We start from the raw sequence: 21,706 nt of genomic DNA on the forward strand, positions 1-21,706 counted from the left end.
ATTTTAGCACTTGGTAGAGCCTCGCCTCAGCCCCTCCGGACTTGGACAAGTCATCGCCATACTTGCTCACGAGGGGCAGCTTGCGGCTCCAATAATGTGAACCGTGAGGCCTAACGGTCTGCGCGAGGCTCGGCAGCTGATCGACGCTTTACCCGAAGGCGGACCTCGCCAAAGACCGCTTTGAGTCAGAGGCAGTCCTTCGCGTCATGGTGAGCCACCATGACCGTTTCTGACTCAAAGCGGTAGTCCAGAAGGTCCACTCAGTGGAAGAAACTCAATAGGGTCGAGCCACCCCGAATACCCGCTATGTCGCGCATACCGCCGCTGCTGCGTAGCCTAAGAACTCGAGCTGCGGGGTACGCGCCACGTCCCAACGCGCCCGGGGGAAGTCGGGCGGCCGGGCGCGCTGGCCACAATGGGTCAGGAGAAGGTGTGTTCGGGCTCGTGAGATGCCGACGAAATAGACCGAGCGCTCGCTTGCAAGGCTCGACCAGAAGGTCTGGTTCTCCACGCCGAGGATCACCACGGCCTCGAACTCGAGCCCTTTGCTTTTGTGCATCGACATGATGCGGACAGCTTCGTCGCCGGCAAAACTCGCCAAGGCCAAGGCTGGATCCCCGCCGCGGACAAGTAGGCCGTGCGCCTTGGCGATCGTCTCGGCGATTAACTGATCCAGTCTGTCACCTTGGGCATAGTCGGAGGACATCTCCACAATCCTTTCGCGCCCCACCGATGCGATCACGGTGTGGGCCAGGTCCGTCAGATCGCCTTCGCTCGATAGATCGATCTCACGGGAGGCGATGCGCGCCTGGGTGTCGGCGATCAGCCGGCTCCAGCGCGAGCGCTGCTGATATTCATGCTCTTCGTCGAACCCGTAGCTGAACACGACCTGCTCAAGCAGGCGACGATGGGCGGCCGCCTCGCGCCTTCCGCAGGCCACCAGCAGAAAGTCTACGATCAGCCGCGCCACGGGCTCCGAAGCGAGATCCTGCGTTGAATCCTCATCCCGGTACGGCACGCCGGCGGCGTCCATAGCCGCCATCAGGTCTTGGCAGAAGTACTTCTGTTCGCGGCTTACGAGGATGGCGATCTCCGAGGCGGGCAGCCCGTCATCTGCGATCATGGCGCGCACCCGCACGGTAAGGTCTGCAGCCTCTTCCTTGTCCGTCGCATACTGGAGAACGGTGATCGTCCCCGTGTCGCCCTGGAGTTCACCGTCGTCGCCGGCTGCGGGCGGGTCCATGACCCGGATCATAGCGTTCTGCATCCGACGCAGCCGCGGAGCCGACCGGAAGTTCTGATACAGATTGAGCGGTCGGGCGTCGAAGTCCTCAGCGAAGGTCTCGAAAATCCCTTCCAGCGCTCCGGCCCACCCCATGATGCTCTGCTTGGTGTCGCCGACGGCGGTGAGGATCGCGGGCGAACCCAGGAAACAGGCCTTGATCAACGCGTATTGATCCGAGGTGCAGTCCTGGAACTCGTCGAGGAAGACGTGGCTGTAGGTCTGTTGGACGGCATTTCTGGCGATTGCGCTTGAGGCGATGATGGTCTGGGCCAGAGGCACCATGTCCGAGAAGGTGATCGATTCCCCCTGCACCCGGCGCGCGCCGACAGAGTAGTCAGGATTGAGCGCATCCCGGCCTTTCAGGACGGGGCGGAACCGATCGATCAGACGCTTGGCAAAGGCATGGAAGGTATGGCTGTCGAGCCGAGCCGCTAGGTCCGGCCCGCAGCGCATTCGCACGCGGGCCTTGAGGTTGCGCGCGGCGTCCACCTTGAACGAGATCGCCAAGATTCGGCGCGGATAGCGACATTGCCCGGTCTGCAGCAGGAAGCCCGCGCGCTGGGCCAGCATCTCTGTCTTGCCGGCGCCGGGTCCCGCCGTCAGCGCCAGATTGGTTCTGGTCTCTGTCGCCGCGACCAAGGCGTTGGGCTCCAACGTCAGGCCGGCGGACGGGCGCCAGCGGTCGATCGGAATCATTCCGGCAACGCTTCGAGTTTGACTGCGACCATATCGATTAGTCGTCTCAGCACAGCAGGCATGCTGGCGACCAGGGCGGCGTCGTCGAGCGCGGATAGAGCTGCCACGTGATGCGCCGGCTTGCTGCCGACCTTGAACCGGTCGTGATAGGCGTCGAATAGTTGCTGTTGCGCAGGAGTGTACTGGTCCGCGAAACCGTCATGACGCTTTCCCAGCACCGCCTTAGCCGCGTCGGCGTCGGGTGGGCCCAAGTCGAAGACGGCATCTACGCCATAGGCCTCTGGGAAGGCTTCGATCATCATCAGGTCGAGATCGAGGGGCGAAGAGAAGAAGACTCCGTGGGACTCGAGATACGCGACCCAGCCTAGAGTGTCGTCTAGCAGCCGCGCCGCACCATTCCATGCCGGGATGGAATCGACGCCCGCTTGGGTGGGCGCGTTGTGAACCCGGGACTCGATCAGCTGCTGGGCCGCATAGCGGACCCGGCCCCAGCCGCCCTGCCAGCGCGCGAGATCGAGGTCCAGCAGGGTGACATGGGGGATGCCAAGGTCCGACAGCAGACGCCAGAAGTGGTTCACATGGCGCCCGCCGAGCGGCACGACGGACACTGACGCGTCGTCGGCGAGGATGTCCCTCGCTCCGAGCAGGCGAGGGACGACGATCTCCTCGCTATCGCCTTCACCGAGAATAACCAGCCGCGCAAAGTAGAGTTCCGGGAAGGCTTTGACCGCTTGGCGGACGTACTTCTCCGCCTCGTCTGTCTTGGCGGGCATGGTGATCCTGGACACGAGGGTCCGGCGAAGGCTGTCGAGGCGCAGATATCGGATCGATTCAGGATCGACCCGCCGGAGCAGGGCCGGGGCATGGGTCGCAACCACGGCCTGGGCGTCCCGGCCGGCCCCAAACGCCTTGAGGGCCTGGACGACCCGGCCGAGGTAATGGGGCGAGAGGCTGTTTTCCGGCTCTTCCACCGCGAGCAGGGTGAAGATCGGCGGCCGCAGTTTGTCGATGTCGAACGCGTCGCCTCCCGCGAGCGCCCTGTCACCGATCGCACGCGTGGCCAGGACCAGGCTGATGTAGAGCAGCGATTGCTGGCCGTCGCTGAGGCGGGAGAAATCGACCAGAGGGGCTTCGGGCGCGGGGGTGAAGGAGAGGCTGAGGTGGCGAAGCAGCGCCTCGATCTCGCTGCGCGCGAAGGACACCGCCGGGCTCGCATAGAACCGACCCTTGTGTAGACCCTCCCAGGCCCGGGTGATCTCGGTCCCGATCTCGGCGATGGCGGCGTTGCCGGTCAGGGTCTCGTTGATCTGCCCGGTCAGGGCCGAGACGGTGTCGCGCTCGGTCGTCCAGTTCGCGGCTCGCAGGATCCGCCCGAGCATGGCGTTGGTCGCATAGGAGATGTGGTCCGCCGGGTTACGGCGCGCCGGTAGATAGTGGACCTGGATCGCGTTGCGCTCGAGTTTGGAGACCCGGCTTTCCGTCTCGACCGCGCCGAACGCGTCGAGCTTGATGACGTGGGTGAACGTCTCTTCGATGTCGCCGTCCTGATCGAGAATGGCCTGAAGCCGGAAACGAATGGCGACAGTGTCGTCAGTGGTCTCCATCTGCATGTGCGCGAAGCTGGCGGGAACGGACGCGAGGAGATCAATGACGCCGTCGACCTTGAGCTCCGGGAACTCGAAGTCCGCCTCGATCCACAGCCTGCGCTCGGCCGGCGCATCCTCCGGCGCTTCGCTGGCGGCGATATGGAAGTCAGACGCCCGGATCTTGCGTTGCGCCGGATCGATGCTGAACATTCTGGCGAGGGCTTGCAGCACGGCGGTCTTGCCAGATCCGTTCGGACCGATAACGAAGGTCGTGTCGTCGAGTGTGATCTGGGTGGGGCCGGGTCCGAAGCATCGGAAATTGCTCAACCTCAAGCGTACCAGCTTCATCGTATATTCCCCTCGGCGAACCAGACCATGGCGCACGCCTTGGTTGAGGGATGCTAGCCGATCACCTCGCTCTCGCAAGGGTGTCCGGACCAGAGCGAGGCCTCTTTCACTACCGATCCTGCTTGGACGATGCTGACGCGGTCGTCATTCACCGAATGGTGTCGATGACGTCGCGGACTTCTTTCATCAAGAGAGGAGAAAGGCCGTAGTCGGCCAAGGGCGCGGTGCGAAGCCAACGCCGCGCTGCTTCCACATCGACCAAGGGCTGTTTGGGGAAATCCGCGAGCCGCATCGCGATCGCTCGCGGAATGCCTGCGCTCATCAGACTGATCGTCGTCCTGTCCGAGGCTCCAACCTCGAGAAACAGGGGGATGGGCGGCATCGCTTCGACGAGGTCGGTGCGGCCCAGGTCGATCAGCACCGCCGAGAGCACGGACCCGTAGCAGCTGAACAGACGCCAGCAGTCGTAGCGCACCCGCTTTTCGACGAGCTCCAGCGTCTCGCGCACAACCTCGCGTCGGTTCTTTTCCGGATTGCGGTTCAACTGGTTCTGGATGATCCGGGGAAGCGGGTGCCCCTTCATCCACCGCAGCACGATGATGGCCAGGAACCGGTGGACCCGGCTTTCGTGCCTCATGCCCATGATCAGCTGGTGACAGATCTGCAGTATCGCGGCGTAACAGCCGTAGGCGTGGGTGTCGCGGGGATGCAAAGGCACGAGGGAGCGTGCCGCCACTTCCGACGTCGAGGCCCATTCATGCAGGAAGCGATAGAGCGCCTGCTGCTTGTGGGGGGAGATGTTGGGGCTGCGACGCAGCACCGATGTTGGCAGGGCCACATCGAGCGCCGCATCGGCGACCAGACTCGACACTAGGGCGAAGCCGTCGCCGCCAGCCGGCGACGACAGACGTCCGATTACCTGAGGCATGCGGTCGTGGGCGTGATCGTCGAGAAGCCGGACGAAGGCGGCCTCGAGCAGTTCATTGTTACGGGCCGGGCCCATGCCGTTACGGAATATGGAGGTGAGCTCGTCGGCGCTGGTCGTAAGCGCGGTCTGGAGGGCGGGCACAATGAGCGCATCTCTGGGTTGGCTCAGTGGTTTCCTTCTCCAGCTGTCGTAGTCGATCAGGAATATGTTGCCCTGGAACTCTTTCAGGAGGCGTCCCGCCCGGCCCGCTAGGTTCCAGAAGTCGACGGACTCCAGAGGCTTGTCGTCACCCTTCTCGGGGCGGCACATAAAGATGTTCTTGGCCGGAAGATTGACACCCTGGAGGAGGGTACTGGTGCATACCAGATAGTCGATGTCGCCTGCGACGACGGCCTGCTCGACCGCCTGGCGTACTAAGGCTGGCATGTTGGAATAGTGGAAGGCCACGCCCCGCTGAACGCACTCCACGAGCGCGTAGGACTCGTGAACCGTCTCGGCGGCGAGTTGCGCGAGCGCCGATTGGCGTTTCGTCGGAACCCGTTCCTTGAACAACTTGGCGAGCTCGATGGCGATGTGTTCAGCGTCTCCAGCCCCATTGGCATAGACGAGGTTGGTGGAGCCCATACCCAGCCGTGCGGAGATTTCGATCAGTCGGCGTCGGCGCGATGGGCTACGCCTCTCGAGCTTCACCTTGGTGATTTCCGTCGTCGTCCGGTCGTTCTCGACATAGTGAACGGAGACCTCGTCAAAGCGGGTGCCTTCGGGCCGGACGATGAGGAAGTTCTGCGCGACCGTCGGCTCGCGGGAGGGCAGCTGTTCGACGTCCGACAGACCAAACATGTCGCCGAAAACGTCGAGATTGCGGATTTGGGGGCTGGCGAAGAGGAGCTGGGTATCGGGATTTCGACGCAGCAAGTCCTCAATTACCCATTGTAGCAATATTCCCCGGGCGCCTTCGCCAACAGAATGGGCTTCATCGACGATAACGACGTTCGCCGCGAACTCGGTGTGGGCCGACACCGTCATCTGCAAGCGTTCCTGCGTCATCACGAAGACGGCCCGCACCGGTAAGGGCGTGGTGCGCTCCAGGGGGACGGTCGCGATCTCGACGATGGAGGCAGGCGGTTGGCCGGCCACGATACGCCGCAAGTCGGCGGATACCTGACTGATCAGGGCCCGGGTCGGTACGAGATAGACCACGGTGCGCGGGCGCGCGTCGTCGAACAGGCCGCCGATGAAGTTCTGCAGGATGAAGGATTTCCCGGCCGAGGTCGGCGCGGCCACGGCGACCCGCTCCTTACGCTGCAGGCGCTTCCAGAGATTCCACTGGTAGTCCGTCAGCACGACGGAGCGTTCGCCCAATCTTATCGTGCGGGCGTCCGAGACGACAAGTTCCTCGCCGAAGAGAGGGGCGGGCAGATGGGCCCGCGCCTTTTCGATGGCGCTGCGCGTTCCCATGGCTGGAAAGTTCCCCAGCCGAGCCAGAACGACGCGTATGGCCTGATCCAGGGGCAATTCGTCCGCCCCGAACAGCTCGAACGCCGAGGTCGCGGATCGGAAGGCTTGTTGGCGGTGGGTGGGGTCATCTGAACAGGCTAGGATCGCCGAAGCCCGGATGACCCGGCCTGCCTCTTCGAGCGTCGGAGGGTTCGGGGGATCCACCCCGAGTTCTTTGGCGATCCAGCCCTGCTGTAGCCGAGCAGCGGCGGAGTGAAAGGCCGGGTTGTTCCAGACTTTGTCCGCCAGCGCCTGCACTAGGGCCGCCCCCAGCCGATGTGGTCTTGGAAGCGGATGCGAAGATCCTCGACCGAAGGCACCGGCAGCAAGAACATCTCGACCCGCTGCTGGCTCAGCCCCGCGCGGGTCAAGGCCGCCGCGATCTTCGGTCCGACCTCGGCAAGGTGTTCGACCACGAGTGCCTCGAACCGCGCGCGCGGATCATCATGGCGCCCCAGATCGCCGTAGCCCGCGAAGTCGAAACCAATCAGGCAGGTCACAAGGTCGACGCGGTCGTTATACGCCTCCTCCAGGGGATCCAGATATTTCAGCAGAGCGGCTTCTGCGTCCGCGGTCAATCCGGCGAAGCTGAGGTTCCGGCGCACGAGCTCCAACTCGTGCTTGGCCTTGTCGTGATCGAGGCCTTCCGCGATTGACTTGGCTGCGGAGGCGATTGCACCGTCTATCCGGGAGTAGAGCTTGGCCTCACCGGAATAGAACAGCAGCTTGCCGGTTTCAGGGACGAACTTCACATGGATTCCGTCTGATCCGTGAACCGGCATCTGCGGATTGCTCTTCAGCGACATCTTGGCGATGATCTGGGGGGCACCAATGATCCACTCGGTCAGTAGGAACAGGAGGAGCTCGCCCGCCTCGCCGCTACTCGACGCCGACCGCACCCGCTTGAATAGGGACACCGCCTCCTGATTGAGCCGCGTGGCCGCCGTGTGGAAAGCGAAGCTGTCGAGCTGTTCCTTCTGAGCATAGACCGCCTCCACCTGTTTCCGAGGCAGGCTGAAGTGCGCCATGAAAAGGACGATGATGTCGATCAGGTCGCCGACGCTCGCCTGGGCGTTGCGAAGCGCCGGGTAATGCAGACGCAGGGTCAGGCGGTTGTGGTCGGTCACGACGTCATGGTCGACCTGTCGCAGGCGCGGCGCGAGCAGGGTCCAATCTCGGCCGAGCGCGGCGATCTCCGCCTCAAAGCGTTCCGGGCCTAGAACTGTTTCGTTGTCCTCAGCATGTTCGACAGCGCTGATGTGACATTCCTCGTATAACGACGCTCAATGTCTGTATCCCACTGAACCGGTTCGGCAACAATACCCAAGCTTGCTCCCTACGGCCTGTGGACGCGGACCGGCGTCGGACCCGCCGATGCGGGCCGCCCGGCACAGGCCGACTTGGGCGTGTCAGGCCAGTCCCAATCCCTTGAGCCAAGCGCTAATCTGACCGTGGGCGTTGCTCTCGGGCATGAGCGCGAAAGCTGGATGTCGCGGTCCCGCCGGGGGATCGGCGGATGTCTCACTTGAGGCAGAAAGACAGTGAACGCTCCTAGCATCTACTTATATGCGGTCGGTTCCCAGCCGAGCTTTGTAACGAGACGCGCCGTTAGCAGTTTGCGGGCTGGCGCTGGCCGAGGCCACAGGCCGAACGGCGACCGGGATCCCATCGGGCACTGAGGTCTTCGGGGGATAGCATCAACTCGTCTTGGTAGAGGCAGAGGAAGTCTTCCAGCTCATGATTATCTAGGACACGCAGTGCGTGGGGAAACCGCAGAGCAACGCGCACGCATGGTGCTCTCCACCAAGACTGTGCGGTGGTCCCAAGAGCGCGAGTGGCGGCTCATTCGCTCAGTTCGTGGGCCGGCGGCGTACAAAAGTGTGAACTGTGTTGACGGCGTTTATCTGGGCTCGCGCGTTTCTTCCGACCACCAGAAGGCGGTGCGTGAGGCTATGGAACAGCTCAAAATCCCTCTCTGGCAGATGGAGATCGACAAGTATGCCGTGGCATTTAAGCGCGTGCCTCGCCGAATGACACTTAGGAAGAGTTCTGGTGGCCGCGTCGGATAACCACAGCTGGCGGATGACGCCGACCAGCTTGCCGAACGTCTGGTTTCGGGCTGTTGGTCAATGTCTGCTTCTGGCGCGTTGCAGCCGTTAGCGACGACTTTTCGGCTGGTTTCTGGTAGCCTCTGTCGCGTGCTGGAAATCGCTGCGATTTCCGTCGCCGTGGTGATCATATGGTGACCATGGGCATCGGTCGGATTGTCTGGTGTCGATTTTTATAAATGCTCTCAGGAGTTTATCGGCGCGGATAGGGCGGTTTCAGCTTCCTCTACTGGGACATCGAGCTGGAGCCCTAGGGCGGCGTCCGTCGTCACACGAGCGGCTGGATGTCGGGCGCTCCGTGAAGATGCTCTGCTTGCGTCGTTCCGCGGGAGTCCTTGGCGGCGCCTAGCGGCGGCATGCCGACAAGTCTTGCGGGCAAGGCGACGAACTGGAAAGGAATGGGTTGCGCGGTCGCGAAAAGCTGTACCTTGGCGTTCGTATTGGGGTGGTGACACGATGAGCGAGACAGGCGAGCGGCGGCAGGGCATTCAGTCCGTGGGCATCGGCCTGCGTGTGCTGGAGGTGCTGGCCTCGCAGAACGGAGCGGCGGCCTTGGGCGCGATCGCCCAGGCGTCGGACCTGTCGGCGTCGCAGGCGCACCGCTATCTGGCCAGTCTGATCGCCGCCGGCATGGCGCGTCAGGATGCGGCGACGGGGCGCTATGAGCTGGGCTCGGGCGCGCTGCGTCTGGGGCTGGCGGCCCTGTCGCGGATGGACAGCTTCCGCGAGGCGGCGATCGCCCTGACCGACTATGTCGCCGAGACCGGGCGCACGGTGCAGATGGGCGCCCTGGGGCCCACCGGGCCGATCGTGGTGCGCTGGATCATGGGCACGCCCGCCATCTCGACCTCGCTGATGGTCGGCTCGCCCCTGCCGCTGCTCAGTTCGGCGACTGGGCATGTCTTCCTGGCTTTCCGGCCCGAGGCGGCGACGCGGCAGATGGTCGAGCGCGAGACCCAGCCGCAGTTCCAGCCGGTCGACGTCGAGGGCCTGCGCGCGCGGGTGCGGCGTGACGGCTATTCGGCCATCCGGGGGGATCTGATCCCCGGCCTGCGGGCCACCGCCGTGCCGATCTTCGACCTGCAGGGCGAGGCGGTCTTCACCGCCACGGTCCTGGCCACCGACGTGTTCAAGCCGGAATACGACGATCAGGCGCGCGAACGCCTGATCGAGGTCTGCGACCAGATCACCCTGGCCACGGGCGGGGTGCGCCCGTCGCTCTGACGGCTCAGGCGGCGGCCTTGCGCAGGTCGGCTGCCGGGTCGCTCGCCGTCTCCGCGATCAGCGCCTTGCCCATCAGGCGGCGCGCCGTGGCGAAGTCGCGCGGCTGATCCAGGCAGACCGCGCCGACCAGCACGCCGTCGCGTAGATAAAGACGCACCGCCTCGCCGCGTGACACGACCGCATCGCCCGCCGCCGGATCACCGAGGATCTGCAGGTTGTGCCCGCACTGGGCGGTCCAGAACCAGGGCGTCGGCTCGACCTCTGCCGGCAGCCCCAGAATGGCCAGGGCGGCGGCGCGGGCCGAGGTCTGGGCGTGGGCCCAGGTCTCCATGCGGGCGGCGGCGCCGTCGCGCCTCCGGGCGGCCAGATCGCCCACGGCGAAGATGCGGTCGTCGGCGGGCGAGCGGTAGTCGTCGCCGACCAGAACCCCGCCCGCGACCGGCAGGCCCGCGGCCTCGGCCATCTCGGTCGAGGGGATGATGCCGATGCCGACGACGGTCAGGTCGGCCTCGATGGTCGAGCCGTCGTCCAGCCGCGCCAGAACCGAGCCGTCGGCGGCGTCTTCCAATGATTGCAGCGACCGGCCCAGCTTCACCTCGACGCCGATGCGGGCGTGGGCGGCGGCCAGCCATTCGGCGGCCTCGGCCGGGACGTTGCGGCCCAGCAGACGCTGGCCCGCCTCGATCACCGTGGCGGTCAGGCCCAGCCCGCGCAGGGTCGAAGCCGCCTCCAGACCGATCACGCCGCCGCCGATCACCAGGGCGCGGGCGCCGGGTTTGGCCGCCGCCGCGATGGCGCGGGCGTCGTCGGCGGTGCGCAGGTAGCGGACGGCGGCATGGTCGGGCAGGGGCAGGCGGCGCACGCGACCGCCCATGGCCAGGACCAGTTTGTCGTAGGGTTCGACCGAACCGTCGGCCAGTCGAATCTCGCCCCTGTCACGGTCGATGGCGACGGCCTCGGCGCCCAGTTTCAGGGCCACGTCCAGCTCGACCCAGCGTTCAACGGGCGCCAGCCAGACCGGATCGGCCTCGGCGCCCGACAGGTATTCCTTGGACAGGCTTGGACGTTCGTAGGGGGGGTGGGCCTCGTCGCCCACGACCAGGATCGATCCCGAAAAACCCAGCTCACGCAAGGCGATAGCGGTCGCGCCGCCGGCCTGTCCGGCGCCCAGGATGACGATGCGTTCAGCCATTTGTGATCTCCATTCGTCGTTGCACTAGATGCAACGCGTTTGACATAGATCAAAAACCACGACACCAATGCGGTCAACGGCGACATGAGATCGCCGCTTCGAATTCTTGTCCGGGAGCTTTCAGTGAACATCCCCGTACGCCCGCCGGAGGGCGAGAACAGCCGCGCATGGCCGGCCGACGTCGACGCCGCCGTGCCCTACTGGGTCTATACGGACCCCGCGATCTACGCCGAGGAACTGCAGAAGATCTGGTACGGGCCGCACTGGCTCTATGTCGGTCTGGAGTGCGAGCTGACCGAGGTCGGCGACTGGAAGACGACGACCCTGGGCGAGAAGCCCTGCGTCATGGTCCGCTCGGGCGAGGACGAGATCTCGGTCGTCGAGAACCGCTGCGCCCACAAGGGCGTCAAGTTCTGCCAGACCCGCACCGGCCACTCCAAGGAACTGATCTGCCCCTATCACCAGTGGTCCTATGCCCTGAACGGCGACCTGCAGGGCGTGCCCTTCCGCCGCGGCGTCAAGCGCCAGGGCGGGATGCCGTCGGACTTCGATCCCAAGGACCACAGCCTGAACAAGCTGCGCGTCGAGGTGGTCAACGGCGTGGTCTGGGCCACCTTCTCGGACGAGACGCCGCCCTTCCGCGAGTATCTCGGCGAGAAGTTCTGGAAGCACTACACCCGCGTCTATGACGGCCGGAAGCTGGAGGTGCTGGGCTACAACCGTCAGCACATCCCCGCCAACTGGAAGCAGATGCAGGAGAACATCAAGGACCCCTATCACGCGGGCCTTCTGCATGTGTTCTTCGCCACCTTCGGCCTGTTCCGCGCCGACCAGAAGTCCGCCGTCGATATCGACGACGAGGGCCGCCACGGCATCCTGATCTCGCGCAAGGGCGAGCAGGAAAAGACCGAGGCCATGGCCGATATCCGCAACTTCCAGGGCGATCTGGTGCTGGAAGACCCCCGCGTCATGGACGTGGTGCAGGAGTTCCCCGGCGAGGAAACCGTCGGGATGATCACCATCTTCCCCAGCGTGATCCTGCAACAGCAGGTCAACAGTCTGACCACGCGCCAGATCGTGCCCAAGGGCGTCGGTGGCTTTGACTTCCACTGGACCCACTGGTGCTACGCCGACGACACGCCGGAGATGCGCCTGCGCCGCACGCGTCAGGCCAACCTGTTCGGCCCGGCGGGCTTCGTCTCGGCCGACGACGGCGAGGTTCTGGAAATGACCCAGCAGGGCGCCGCCGGTTCGCCGGACGAGCACTTCATCCTGCAGATGGGCGGCCGCGAGATCGCCCCGACCGACCATCAGGTCACCGAGACCGCCGTGCGCGGCATGTACCGCTACTGGCGCAAGGTGATGGGCCTGTGAGCGACGCCATGACTATTGCTCGTGACGAGATCCGCGACCTGTATGACGCCTATTACGGCGTGCTGGACGATGTCGATCTGCACGCCTGGCCCGACTTCTTCACCGAGGACTGCCTGTATCGGGTGATCCCGCGCGAGAACTACGACGCCGGCTACACCCTGTGCACCATGCAGGCCGAGAGTCGGGGCATGCTGAAGGACCGGGTGACCGGCCTGACGCGGACCCAGATGTATGCGCCGCGATATTACCGTCGCTTTCCCACCGCGCCGCGCGTGACGGCTCAGGACGAGGGGAGCGTCAGCGTCCGTCACAACCTGCTGGTGGTGCAGACCCTGGTCGACAAGCAGTCGGACATCATCCTGTCCGCTGTCTGCCACGACCGCATCGTCCGCGACGGCGACCGCCTGCGCTTTGTCGAGCGTATCGTCGTCTTCGATTCCGAAATGATCCCCAACAGTCTGGTGTACCCCGCATGACCGAAGCCGCGACCCTGTCGTGGGTGGCGACCCTGCCGCCCTCGGCCCTCGAAGAGCACGGCGTCGCCAAGGCCAGCGCCAACGGCCTGAACGTCGCCCTCTATGTCGTGGACGGCGAGTATTTCGCCACCGCTGACCTGTGCACCCACGGCGCCGCCAGTCTGTCCGACGGCTTCCTGGACGGCGAGCTGATCGAATGCCCCCTGCATCAGGGCACCTTCAATGTGAAGACGGGCGCGCCGGTCGATGCGCCGTGTTCGGTCGCCGTGCGCAGCTTCCCGGTCAAGCTGCAGGACGGACTGCTGCACGTCGGCATGGAGGGCTGAGCCATGCACGAGGTCCTGTCCAACGACCAGCAGTCCCAGCTGAACGCCCTCTATGAGCAGATGGAGCCCGAAGGCCTCTATCCCCTGTGGGAAAAGCTGTCGGCCCTGGTCCTGCCCAAGCCGGATTCTCCCGCCAAGGTGCACAAGTGGTCCTATGACAATGCGCGCGACTACCTGATGCGGGCGGGCGACCTGATCAGCGCCAAACAGGCCGAGCGCCGGGTGCTGATCCTGGAAAACCCCGGCCTGCCGGGCCATTCGGGCATCACGCCCAGCCTCTACGCCGGTCTGCAACTGATCCTGCCGGGCGAGATCGCTCCGGCCCACCGCCACGCCCAGTGCGCTCTGCGCTTCGTCATGGAGGGCGGCGGCGCCTATACCTCGGTGGACGGCGAGAAGGCGGTGATGCAGCCCTTCGATCTGGTGCTGACGCCGGGCGGCCAGTGGCACGACCACGGCAATCCGACCGAGACGCCGATGATCTGGCTGGACGGTCTGGACATCCCCACCGTCCGTCACTTCGACGCCAGTTTCGCCGAGGGCTATTCGGAAGACCAGTTCCCCGAACAGGCCCCGGCCGGCGACAGCCTGAACCGCTATGGTCGCAACATGCGTCCGCTGAAGGGCCACACGGCGGATCGCCGTCCGGCGCATCAGCCCCTGTTCCACTATCCCTACGCCGAGTGGCGACCGGCGCTGGACGCCATGGCCGAGAGCGGCGCCGAGATCGACCCGCGTCTGGGCCACGCGCTGGAGTTCATGAACCCGATCAACGGCGGGCCGATCATGGCCACCATCTCGGCCCATGTCCGCCTGCTGCCGGGAGGCTTTGAGTCCAAGCCGCGCCGCTCGACCGACGGCACCATCTTCGTGGTGGTCGAAGGGACGGGCGAGGCGGTGATCGAGGGCGAGACCATCGCCCTGAAGCCGCGCGACATCGTGGTCGTGCCGTCGTGGAAATCGGTCGCCTTCAAGGCGGCCAGCCGACTGGTCCTGTTCGGATACTCCGACAAGGCCTGTCAGGAAAAACTGAACCTCTACAAGGAAGAGAACGCATGAGCCTGCTGTTCCAACCGCAAGCGCCCGTGCTTGCCCCGACCAACACCGGGGACGAATTCCCGGTCCGCCGCATCTTCTGCGTCGGCCGCAACTATGCCGCTCACGCCCGCGAAATGGGCCGCGACCCGGACCGCGAGCCGCCCTTCTTCTTCACCGCCTGGGCCGAGACCGTCGTGCCGGACGGCACGACCATCGCCTATCCGTCCAAGACCGAGAACTTCCACTATGAGGCCGAGCTGGTGGTCGCCATCGGCAAGGGCGGTCGCGACATCGCCGTCGAGGACGCGCTGGACCACGTCTGGGGCTACGCCACCGGCCTGGACATGACGCGCCGCGACCTGCAGCTGGAAGCCCGCGCGCAAGGCCGTCCGTGGGACACCGGCAAGAACGTCGAGCAGTCGTCGCCGCTGGGCCTGATCCACAAGGCGGGCGAGGGCTTTGATCCCGAGAACGGCAAGATCGAGCTGACCGTCAACGGCGAGGTCAAGCAGTCGGCGGACCTGGCCGACCTGATCTGGCCGGTGGCCGACATTGTCGCCTACCTGTCGGGTCTGTGGGAGATCCAGCCCGGCGACCTGATCTATACCGGCACCCCCGCCGGCGTCGGTGCTGTGGTTCCTGGCGACGCCATGACCGTGACCATCGACGGCCTGACCTCCCTCAACATCAAGGTCGGCCCGCCCGCCGCCTGACCCTTTTTTCTAACATCATCAACACAAGGAGAGGCGCGCGACAGACGCGCCCTCCACGGAGGACAACACAAATGGCAGCCATGGGTGAGGGGGGCGGAAACGCCGTCATCGACCGGGCCGAGTTCGGCCCGCTACAGTTCGGCGTCACGGCGCTGTGCTTCATCATCGCCATGCTCGACGGCTTCGACACCCAGTCGATCGCCTTCGTCGCGCCCAAGATCGCCGAGGACTGGGGCCTGGCCCCGTCGGCGTTCGGCCCGATCTTCGCCATCGGCCTTCTGGGCCTGACGGTCGGCGCCTTCACCCTGAGCCCGGCGGCGGACAAGTTCGGCCGCAAGACGGTCATCCTGATCTCGACCTTCATCTTCGGCCTGTTCGCCCTGCTGACGGCCTTCTCGACCTCGATGAACGAACTGCTGATCTATCGCTTCATCACCGGCGTCGGTCTGGGCGCCGCCATGCCCAACATCATCGCCCTGACCAGCGAATACGGCCCGGCCCGTCTGCGCGCGACCCTGGTGACGGTCATGTTCTGCGGCTTCCCGCTGGGCTCGACCATCGGCGGTCTGATCTCGACCTGGTTGATCGCGACCTGGGACTGGCATTCGGTCTTCGTCGTCGGCGGCGTCTTGCCGCTGCTGCTGCTGCCGGTGCTCTATTTCATGCTGCCGGAATCGGTGCGTTTCCTGGTCGCCAAGGGCGCGCCGGAGCACAAGATCGCCCCGATCGTGAAGAAGATCGACGCTGACGCCTCGGTCAGCGAATTCATCGCCGGCCTGAAGCACGAGCAGACGTCGGCGGCCAAGGGCTTCTCGGTCTTCCAGCTGTTCCGTGAAGGCCGCGCCCCCGTGACCCTGCTGCTGTGGGTCGCCTTCTTCATGAACCTGCTGGTCATGTACTTCCTGGTGAACTGGCTGCCGACCCTGCTGAAGGGCGCCGGTCTGCCGCTCGGCATGGCCATCCTGTCCACCGCCACCCTGAACCTGGGCGGCGTCGTCGGCGCCATCGTCCTGGGCCGGATGATCGACAAGATCAGCCCCTACGTCGTCCTGGGTTCGGCCTACGCCGCCTCGGCCGCCTTCATCGCCCTGCTGGCCTTCGGCGGCACGAACCTGACGGTCCTGCTGGTCGGCGCGGCCCTGTCCGGCTTCGGCGTCGTCGGCGCCCAGATCGGCTGCAACGCCCTGACGGCGGCTGTCTATCCGACCGCCATCCGCGCCACCGGCGTGGGCTGGGCCCTGGGCGTGGGCCGGATCGGCGCCATCGTCGGTCCGCTGGTCGGCGGCGTGCTGCTGGCCGCCGGCTGGAGCCCGCAGAACCTGATCCTGCTGGCGGTCATCCCCGCCGTGATCGCCTCGATCGCGGTCTTCACCCTCGGCGGCGTGCGCCGTCGCGCCGGAGTCTGACCCCATGATCCTGCACGGTTATTTCCGCTCCACGGCCTCCTGGCGGGTTCGTATCGCCCTGGGCCTCAAGGGACTGGAGGCCGTGCAGGTCATCCATCACCTGCGCAAGGGCGAGCAGCGGGCGCCGGAATATCTGGCGCTCAACCCGCAGGGCCTGCTGCCCGCCTTCGTCACCGACGACGGCGCGGTCCTGACCCAGTCGCTGGCCATCATCGAATATCTCGACGAGACCTCGCCCGAGCCGTCGCTGCTGCCCGCTGATCCGGTGCCACGGGCCAGGGTCCGCGCCGTGGCCCAGGCCGTCGCCTGCGACATCCACCCGGTGCAGAACCTCAAGGTGCTGCAACGCCTGCGCGACCTCGGTCTGGGCGAAGACGTGGTTCAGGCCTGGGCCGCCACGGTCATCGAGGAAGGCCTCGATGCGGTCGACAAGCTGCTGGCCGACCAGCCGGGGCCCTTCGCCTTCGGCGACGCTCCGACCCTGGCCGACCTGTGCATCGTGCCGCAGCTGGGTAACGCCCGCCGTTTCGGCGTCGAGGTGCGCTGGCCGCGCCTGCTGGCCATTGAAGCCGCCTGCCTCGAACTGCCCGCCTTCCAGAACGCCGCCCCGGGCCGACAGCCCGACGCCGAATAAATCACCCCAATTGAACCGAGCGCGGAGCCAACCGCGCCCTTTCCCGGAGGACATCCATGAGTATCGCCGCTGCGGCCGCCGCCGCATTGCTTTCGCACGCCCCCATGCCCGCCGACGCCGAGGCGGCGATCCAGACCGCGCCCGCTGCGGTTCCGGTCGCCGCGCCTGCCGCCCCGGCCGCGCCGCCGCCGTTCAAGCTGATCAATCACGACGAGAACTACGCTTATCTGGCTGATCCGGCCAGGCGCACCTCGACCTGGTCGAAGTTCAAATATGTGCCGGTCGGCGGCGAGGGCAGCCCCGTCTGGGCCAGCTTCGGCGGCGAGCTGCGCTTCCGCGCCGAGCACCGCGACAATGAGCGCTTCGGTCGCGGCGCTCAGGATACCGGCGGCGACTTCCAGACCCGCGCCCGCCTGTGGGGTGAACTGAACCTGGGCTCTTCGCTGCGGGCCTTCGTCGACGTGCAGGACGCCCGCACCTCGGGCCTGGCCAGCGGCGAGCCGGTGATCGAGGAAAACCGCACGGACCTGCATCAGGCCTTCGTTGAAGCGAAGACTGGTCTCGGCGGAGGCACGGTGCGCGTCCGCGCGGGCCGTCAGGAGTTCGGCCAGGGCGGCTTCCGCCTGTTCGACATGCGTGAGGGCGCCAACGCCCGCGTGGCCCTGGACATGGTGCGGGTCCTGTATGACAGCCCGACCGGCTGGAGCGGCGGCGCCTTCGCCGGCTACGCCCTGCGTGAAGGCAAGGCCTCGTGGGACGACGCCACCAACTTCGATTATCGCCTCTATGGCGCGACGGCGGCCAGGACGCTGGGGCAGGGAGCGACGGCGCCGAAGCTTGAGCTGCTCTACGCCAACACCGACCGTCTGACGACGCCGTTTTACGGTCAGGTCGCGGGGCGCGACGACCGCGACACCCTGTCGGTGCGCCTGTCGGGCAAGGTCGCGCCCTGGGACTATGAGATCGAGGCGGTCAAACAGTGGGGCTCGTTCCGCGATCTCGACATCGACGCCTGGTTCGTCTCGGCGGTCGGCGGGCGCACCTTCTCGAGCGTGAAGTGGTCGCCGCGCCTGGCCGTGCGTCTGGACGTCGGCTCGGGCGACAAGGACCCTAACGACGGCAAGCTGAACAGCTTCAACCCCCTGTTCCCGCAGCCGGCGGCCCTGCGCACCGATCTGGGTTTCGCCAACATGGTGCTGCTGCAGCCCGAGGTGACGGTGCGCCCGTCGCCCAAGCTGACCCTGGGCGCCAACACCGCCGGCCTGTGGCGTCAGAGCAAGGACGACGGCCTCTACGCCCTGTCCGGCATGGTTCTGCGCGGCGCCAATGAAGGACAGTCGTCCTATGTCGGCTGGCGCACCGGCGTCTTCGCCCGCTACGCCTTGACCCCCTATGTCTCGCTGATGGGCGTCGCCAACTACACCAAGGCCGGCGACTTCCTGAAGGAGACCGGGACGGCGGAAGACCAGTCCTATCTCGGGACCTTCCTGACCTTCCGCTTCTGACCATTCGGCTCTGAGCCTGGCGTTACAAATGAGGAGCCCCGTCGCCGCGACGGGGCTCTTTCTTTTTGCGCCAGAGACGATCCGAGGGCTCGGCGCCACGGCGTCAGCACGGGTGCGGCGGGCGTTCCATCGATGCTCGAGGCTGTGGCGATACTGCAACGGCGTTACGTCAAAAGCGTCTTCATTGCGGTTGCGGTGGTGCAATTGCGGCGGTTTTGGCGAAGTTTGATGAACTTGTCGTAATGAAAATGTTGCTGTTCGGACTCGTTGAGAAACGGGAGGGACGGGTTGAAAAAGGACACAGTGATCAAGATGACGCCGCAAAATCGTCTGCGCTATTCCTCCTCGCTCTTCGGCGGCGCTGTAGCGGCGCTGCTGGCGACGAGCCCAGCCTTCGCTCAAACGACGCCGCCGGCCGCCGTGGACGACCAGGCCACCCAGGTTGAAGAAGTCATCGTCACCGGGTCGCGCATCCCGAAGAATGAGTTCACCAGCGCCTCGCCGGTGCAGGTGATCACCAGCGAACGCGCCCAGGCGCGGGGCCTGAGCGACACGGCGCAGATGCTGCAGTCGTCCACCGTCGCCGCCGGTTCGCCGCAGGTGAACAGCACGATTTCCAGCGCCTTCGTGACCGATGGCGGCCCCGGCGCCTCGACGATCTCGCTGCGCGGTCTGGGCGCCAACCGGACCCTGGTCCTGCTCAACGGGCGTCGCGCCGGCCCGGCCGGCACGCGCGGCGGCGTGTCCGCCTTCGACCTGAACGTCATTCCGCAGTCGGCGATCAATCGCGTCGACGTGCTGAAGGACGGCGCCTCGTCCATCTATGGCTCGGACGCCGTGGCCGGGGTGGTCAACCTGATCACCAATCGCGGTCGCGATGGCGGGGAGATGGGCGTCTTCGCCACAGCGCCCCTGGACGGCGGCGGCGAGCAGTACAACATCTCCGGCTCCTTCGGGAAGAAGTTCGACCGGGGCTACATCAACCTGTCGGCCGACTACTATCGCCAGGAGGCGCTGCGCGCCGGCGACCGCGACTTCCTGATCTGCAAGAACCAGTATGTGTTCGAGCCGGGCACCCGCAATCGCGCCGACCGGATCGACCCGCGCACCGGCGAGCCGACCTGTAACGACACCCTGTGGGGACAGGTCTATGTCTATGGCCCCGGCTTCACCGGCCGCGCGGGTCGCTTCCAATACGATTACGACGGCGACCTGGGCAAATACATCCCGGCCCGTCCGACCAATCCGGCCACCAGCGCCCAGTATCCGGTGGCGCCCAACGGCTTCTATCTGGTCAACTACGACGCCGCCTCGCGCGCGGTCGTCAACGCCAGCCACCCCTTCGCACGCGAAGAGTCCATCGTCCCCGAGATCGAGCGCTACACGGCCTTCGTCGATGGCGCCTATGACGTCGGCGGCGGCGTGGAAGTCTATGGTGAGTTCCTGCTGAACCGTCGCGAGAGCCGCACCGACAGCTATCGGCAGTTCTGGAACTACACCTACACCTCGACGGGGCTGGGCTATGGCGGGGATCCCGTCACCGGCTTCAGCGGCGACTACTATCTGAGCGCGACGCCGATCACGGACCACTTCGATCAGTCGCAACGCGTGGACTACATCCGCGGCGTGGCCGGCGTTCGCGGCGATCTGAACCTGTTCTCCAACACCTGGAAATGGGACGTCTTCGCCCAGTACAGCCGTTCTGACGGCGACTACACCTCGGACGTGATCCTGGACGACGCCGTGGCGTCGACCAACTTCAAGACGTCGAGCTGCGTCGGCAGCAACCTGCCGGTCAGCGGCCGCAAGTGCATCGACATGGACTTCACCGATCCTCGCGTGCTGCGCGGGGATCTGAGCGCCGAAGAGCGGGCCTTCCTGTTCGACACGGAAACCGGCAACACCCTCTACGAGCAGACCTATGTGGAAGGCTCGATCGGCGGCAATCTGTTTGACCTGCCGGCCGGACCTCTGGGCCTGGCGCTGGGTTTCCACATCCGTCGTGACGAGATCAATGATACGCCCGGCGAAGTGACCCTGGCCGACAACAGCTGGGGTCTGTCGGGCGCCGGCATCACCCAGGGCAGCGAAGACACCCGCGAAGCCTATGCCGAGCTGGCCGTGCCCCTGCTCAAGGACTTCCCCTTCGTCCAGGGGCTCGATCTGTCGCTGTCGGGACGCTACACCGACACCAAGACCTCCGGCGACGCCTCGACCTACAAGGTGGGTCTGAACTGGGCGGTGAACGACGCCGTGCGCTTCCGCGCGACCCACGGCACCTCGTTCCGCGCTCCGGCCCTGTTCGAACTGTATCTGGCGGACCAGACCAGCTTCGCCGGACAGCGCAATATCGACCCCTGCCTGAACCTGGACACGCGTCTGGCCGACGGCGCCGTGACGCAGAAGCTCTATGACAACTGCCGCAATGCGGCGGGTCCGGGCGGCGGCGTGGCCGGCGACTTCACCGGGGGCAACGCCTCGGCCGAGGTGGTCACCGGCGGCGGTCTGGGCGTTCTGACGCCGGAAACCTCGAAGGCGACGGTGGTGGGCGTCATCATCACCCCGCCCGAAACCGGCATCAGCCTGGCGGTCGATTACTTCGACATCAACATCAACAACCAAGTGACCAACCTGGGCGCCGGCGGGATCCTGACGGCCTGCTATCTGTCGGACAACTTCCCGACCGATCCGATCTGCAACCAGTTCGACCGCGATCCGACCCTGGGCATCACCCAGGTGCGCGACAGCTTCATCAACATCGCCGAGCAGACGAACCGCGGCCTGGACTTCACCTTCCGCTTCATCACCGAGACGCCCTGGGGTGAGCTGACGCTGGACAGCCAGACGACCTGGACCCTGGAGAACTACACGGCGGTGTTCGCGGACAGCTCGGTCGATCCCCTGGGCGAGGTCGGCTATCCTGAACTGGTCGGCAATCTCAACGCCAGCTTCTCGCGCGGTCCGTGGACGGCCTACTGGGGCTTCGACTGGATCGGCAACCAATCCAGCGCGGGCGAGTACCTGGAAAGCAACGGCTCGCTCTTCACCACCATTGACGGCCGTCGCGTCGAAGTGAAGGCCGACGCCGAGTTCACCGGCTTCCACAGCGCCTCGCTGGCCTATCAGTTCGACGACTGGAAGCTGATCGGCGGCGTCGCCAACATCTTCGACGAGAAGCCGCCCGCAGCCTCGACCATCATCGGCGAGTACTCGACGACGGGGAACTCGATCCTCGCGTCGCAGTACACCGAGGCCTATTACGGCCGTCGCGTCTTCGTTCGGATCAGCAAGTCCTTCTGATCGAAAGAACATCTGTGTTCCGGGAGGGCGGCGAGGCTTCTCGCCGCCCTTTCCATTTTTGTGCTGTGCG

General features: G+C 65.6%; 15 protein-coding genes. 10 read left to right on the plus strand and 5 right to left on the minus strand.

What is annotated here, in order from left to right; all coding sequences use genetic code 11:
- Positions 1-304 precede the first annotated feature (304 nt).
- The 4 genes from B3K53_RS07070 to B3K53_RS07085 all read right to left on the minus strand — a co-directional run bounded on the left by B3K53_RS07070 (position 305) and on the right by B3K53_RS07085 (position 7,467).
- Positions 305-1,981: an ATP-dependent helicase gene (locus tag B3K53_RS07070; protein ID WP_292083459.1), complete on the minus strand. Its 1,677-nt coding sequence runs from the start codon at positions 1,979-1,981 to the stop codon at positions 305-307.
- Positions 1,978-3,915, minus strand: coding sequence for an ATP-dependent nuclease (locus B3K53_RS07075; protein WP_292083460.1), 1,938 nt, complete (start codon positions 3,913-3,915; stop codon positions 1,978-1,980). The genes B3K53_RS07070 and B3K53_RS07075 overlap by 4 nt, the downstream gene beginning before the upstream one ends.
- A 148-nt stretch (positions 3,916-4,063) precedes the next feature.
- The gene (locus B3K53_RS07080) at positions 4,064-6,598 is read right to left on the minus strand and encodes a DEAD/DEAH box helicase (protein ID WP_292083462.1); all 2,535 of its coding nucleotides are present in this window, start codon (positions 6,596-6,598) and stop codon (positions 4,064-4,066) included.
- Positions 6,598-7,467, minus strand: coding sequence for a HamA C-terminal domain-containing protein (locus tag B3K53_RS07085; RefSeq protein WP_292083465.1), 870 nt, complete (start codon positions 7,465-7,467; stop codon positions 6,598-6,600). The genes B3K53_RS07080 and B3K53_RS07085 overlap by 1 nt, the downstream gene beginning before the upstream one ends.
- 1,437 nt (positions 7,468-8,904) lie before the next feature.
- Here B3K53_RS07085 and B3K53_RS07090 point away from each other — a divergent pair.
- Positions 8,905-9,672, plus strand: a complete 768-nt coding sequence (locus B3K53_RS07090) for an IclR family transcriptional regulator (RefSeq protein WP_292083466.1) — start codon at positions 8,905-8,907, stop codon at positions 9,670-9,672.
- A 4-nt stretch (positions 9,673-9,676) separates the two neighbouring features.
- Here B3K53_RS07090 and B3K53_RS07095 read toward each other — a convergent pair whose 3' ends face one another.
- Entirely contained in the window at positions 9,677-10,864 is a 1,188-nt protein-coding gene (locus tag B3K53_RS07095) for an NAD(P)/FAD-dependent oxidoreductase (RefSeq protein ID WP_292083467.1), read from the minus strand.
- A 123-nt stretch (positions 10,865-10,987) separates the two neighbouring features.
- Here B3K53_RS07095 and B3K53_RS07100 point away from each other — a divergent pair, with 123 nt between their 5' ends.
- The 9 genes from B3K53_RS07100 to B3K53_RS07140 all read left to right on the plus strand — a co-directional run bounded on the left by B3K53_RS07100 (position 10,988) and on the right by B3K53_RS07140 (position 21,636).
- Positions 10,988-12,238, plus strand: coding sequence for an aromatic ring-hydroxylating dioxygenase subunit alpha (locus B3K53_RS07100; protein ID WP_292083468.1), 1,251 nt, complete (start codon positions 10,988-10,990; stop codon positions 12,236-12,238).
- An 8-nt stretch (positions 12,239-12,246) separates the two neighbouring features.
- Positions 12,247-12,714: an aromatic-ring-hydroxylating dioxygenase subunit beta gene (locus B3K53_RS07105; RefSeq protein ID WP_292083469.1), complete on the plus strand. Its 468-nt coding sequence runs from the start codon at positions 12,247-12,249 to the stop codon at positions 12,712-12,714.
- Positions 12,711-13,040 carry a non-heme iron oxygenase ferredoxin subunit gene (locus B3K53_RS07110; RefSeq protein ID WP_207826588.1) on the plus strand — a complete coding sequence of 110 codons (330 nt, stop codon included), beginning with the start codon at positions 12,711-12,713 and terminating at the stop codon, positions 13,038-13,040. The genes B3K53_RS07105 and B3K53_RS07110 overlap by 4 nt, the downstream gene beginning before the upstream one ends.
- A 3-nt stretch (positions 13,041-13,043) precedes the next feature.
- Positions 13,044-14,099 carry a gentisate 1,2-dioxygenase gene (gene gtdA, locus B3K53_RS07115; protein WP_292083471.1) on the plus strand — a complete coding sequence of 352 codons (1,056 nt, stop codon included), beginning with the start codon at positions 13,044-13,046 and terminating at the stop codon, positions 14,097-14,099.
- Complete coding sequence (locus B3K53_RS07120) at positions 14,096-14,791, plus strand: fumarylacetoacetate hydrolase family protein (RefSeq protein WP_292083472.1); 696 nt, start codon at positions 14,096-14,098, stop codon at positions 14,789-14,791. Before gtdA ends, B3K53_RS07120 begins: the two co-directional genes overlap by 4 nt.
- Positions 14,792-14,862: 71 nt before the next feature.
- Positions 14,863-16,197 carry an MFS transporter gene (locus B3K53_RS07125; protein ID WP_292083473.1) on the plus strand — a complete coding sequence of 445 codons (1,335 nt, stop codon included), beginning with the start codon at positions 14,863-14,865 and terminating at the stop codon, positions 16,195-16,197.
- 4 nt (positions 16,198-16,201) lie between these two features.
- Positions 16,202-16,831: a maleylacetoacetate isomerase gene (maiA, locus tag B3K53_RS07130; RefSeq protein ID WP_292083474.1), complete on the plus strand. Its 630-nt coding sequence runs from the start codon at positions 16,202-16,204 to the stop codon at positions 16,829-16,831.
- 56 nt (positions 16,832-16,887) lie between these two features.
- Positions 16,888-18,336, plus strand: coding sequence for an alginate export family protein (locus B3K53_RS07135; protein WP_292083475.1), 1,449 nt, complete (start codon positions 16,888-16,890; stop codon positions 18,334-18,336).
- Positions 18,337-18,624: 288 nt separating this feature from the next.
- Positions 18,625-21,636, plus strand: coding sequence for a TonB-dependent receptor plug domain-containing protein (locus B3K53_RS07140; protein ID WP_292083476.1), 3,012 nt, complete (start codon positions 18,625-18,627; stop codon positions 21,634-21,636).
- Positions 21,637-21,706: the final 70 nt, after the last annotated feature.

The organism is Brevundimonas sp. UBA7506 (genome assembly GCF_002479495.1).
Classification (GTDB): Bacteria; Pseudomonadota; Alphaproteobacteria; order Caulobacterales; family Caulobacteraceae; genus Brevundimonas.

What these genes read in the sequence shown, in the direction of transcription:
- B3K53_RS07095 (WP_292083467.1), bottom strand. Translation starts at nt 10,864, where the DNA reads ATGGCTGAACGCATCGTCATCCTGGGCGCCGGACAGGCCGGCGGCGCG.
- B3K53_RS07090 (WP_292083466.1), top strand. Translation starts at nt 8,905, where the DNA reads ATGAGCGAGACAGGCGAGCGGCGGCAGGGCATTCAGTCCGTGGGCATC.
- B3K53_RS07075 (WP_292083460.1), bottom strand. Translation starts at nt 3,915, where the DNA reads ATGAAGCTGGTACGCTTGAGGTTGAGCAATTTCCGATGCTTCGGACCC.
- maiA (WP_292083474.1), top strand. Translation starts at nt 16,202, where the DNA reads ATGATCCTGCACGGTTATTTCCGCTCCACGGCCTCCTGGCGGGTTCGT.
- B3K53_RS07135 (WP_292083475.1), top strand. Translation starts at nt 16,888, where the DNA reads ATGAGTATCGCCGCTGCGGCCGCCGCCGCATTGCTTTCGCACGCCCCC.
- gtdA (WP_292083471.1), top strand. Translation starts at nt 13,044, where the DNA reads ATGCACGAGGTCCTGTCCAACGACCAGCAGTCCCAGCTGAACGCCCTC.
- B3K53_RS07120 (WP_292083472.1), top strand. Translation starts at nt 14,096, where the DNA reads ATGAGCCTGCTGTTCCAACCGCAAGCGCCCGTGCTTGCCCCGACCAAC.
- B3K53_RS07105 (WP_292083469.1), top strand. Translation starts at nt 12,247, where the DNA reads ATGACTATTGCTCGTGACGAGATCCGCGACCTGTATGACGCCTATTAC.
- B3K53_RS07110 (WP_207826588.1), top strand. Translation starts at nt 12,711, where the DNA reads ATGACCGAAGCCGCGACCCTGTCGTGGGTGGCGACCCTGCCGCCCTCG.
- B3K53_RS07125 (WP_292083473.1), top strand. Translation starts at nt 14,863, where the DNA reads ATGGCAGCCATGGGTGAGGGGGGCGGAAACGCCGTCATCGACCGGGCC.
- B3K53_RS07070 (WP_292083459.1), bottom strand. Translation starts at nt 1,981, where the DNA reads ATGATTCCGATCGACCGCTGGCGCCCGTCCGCCGGCCTGACGTTGGAG.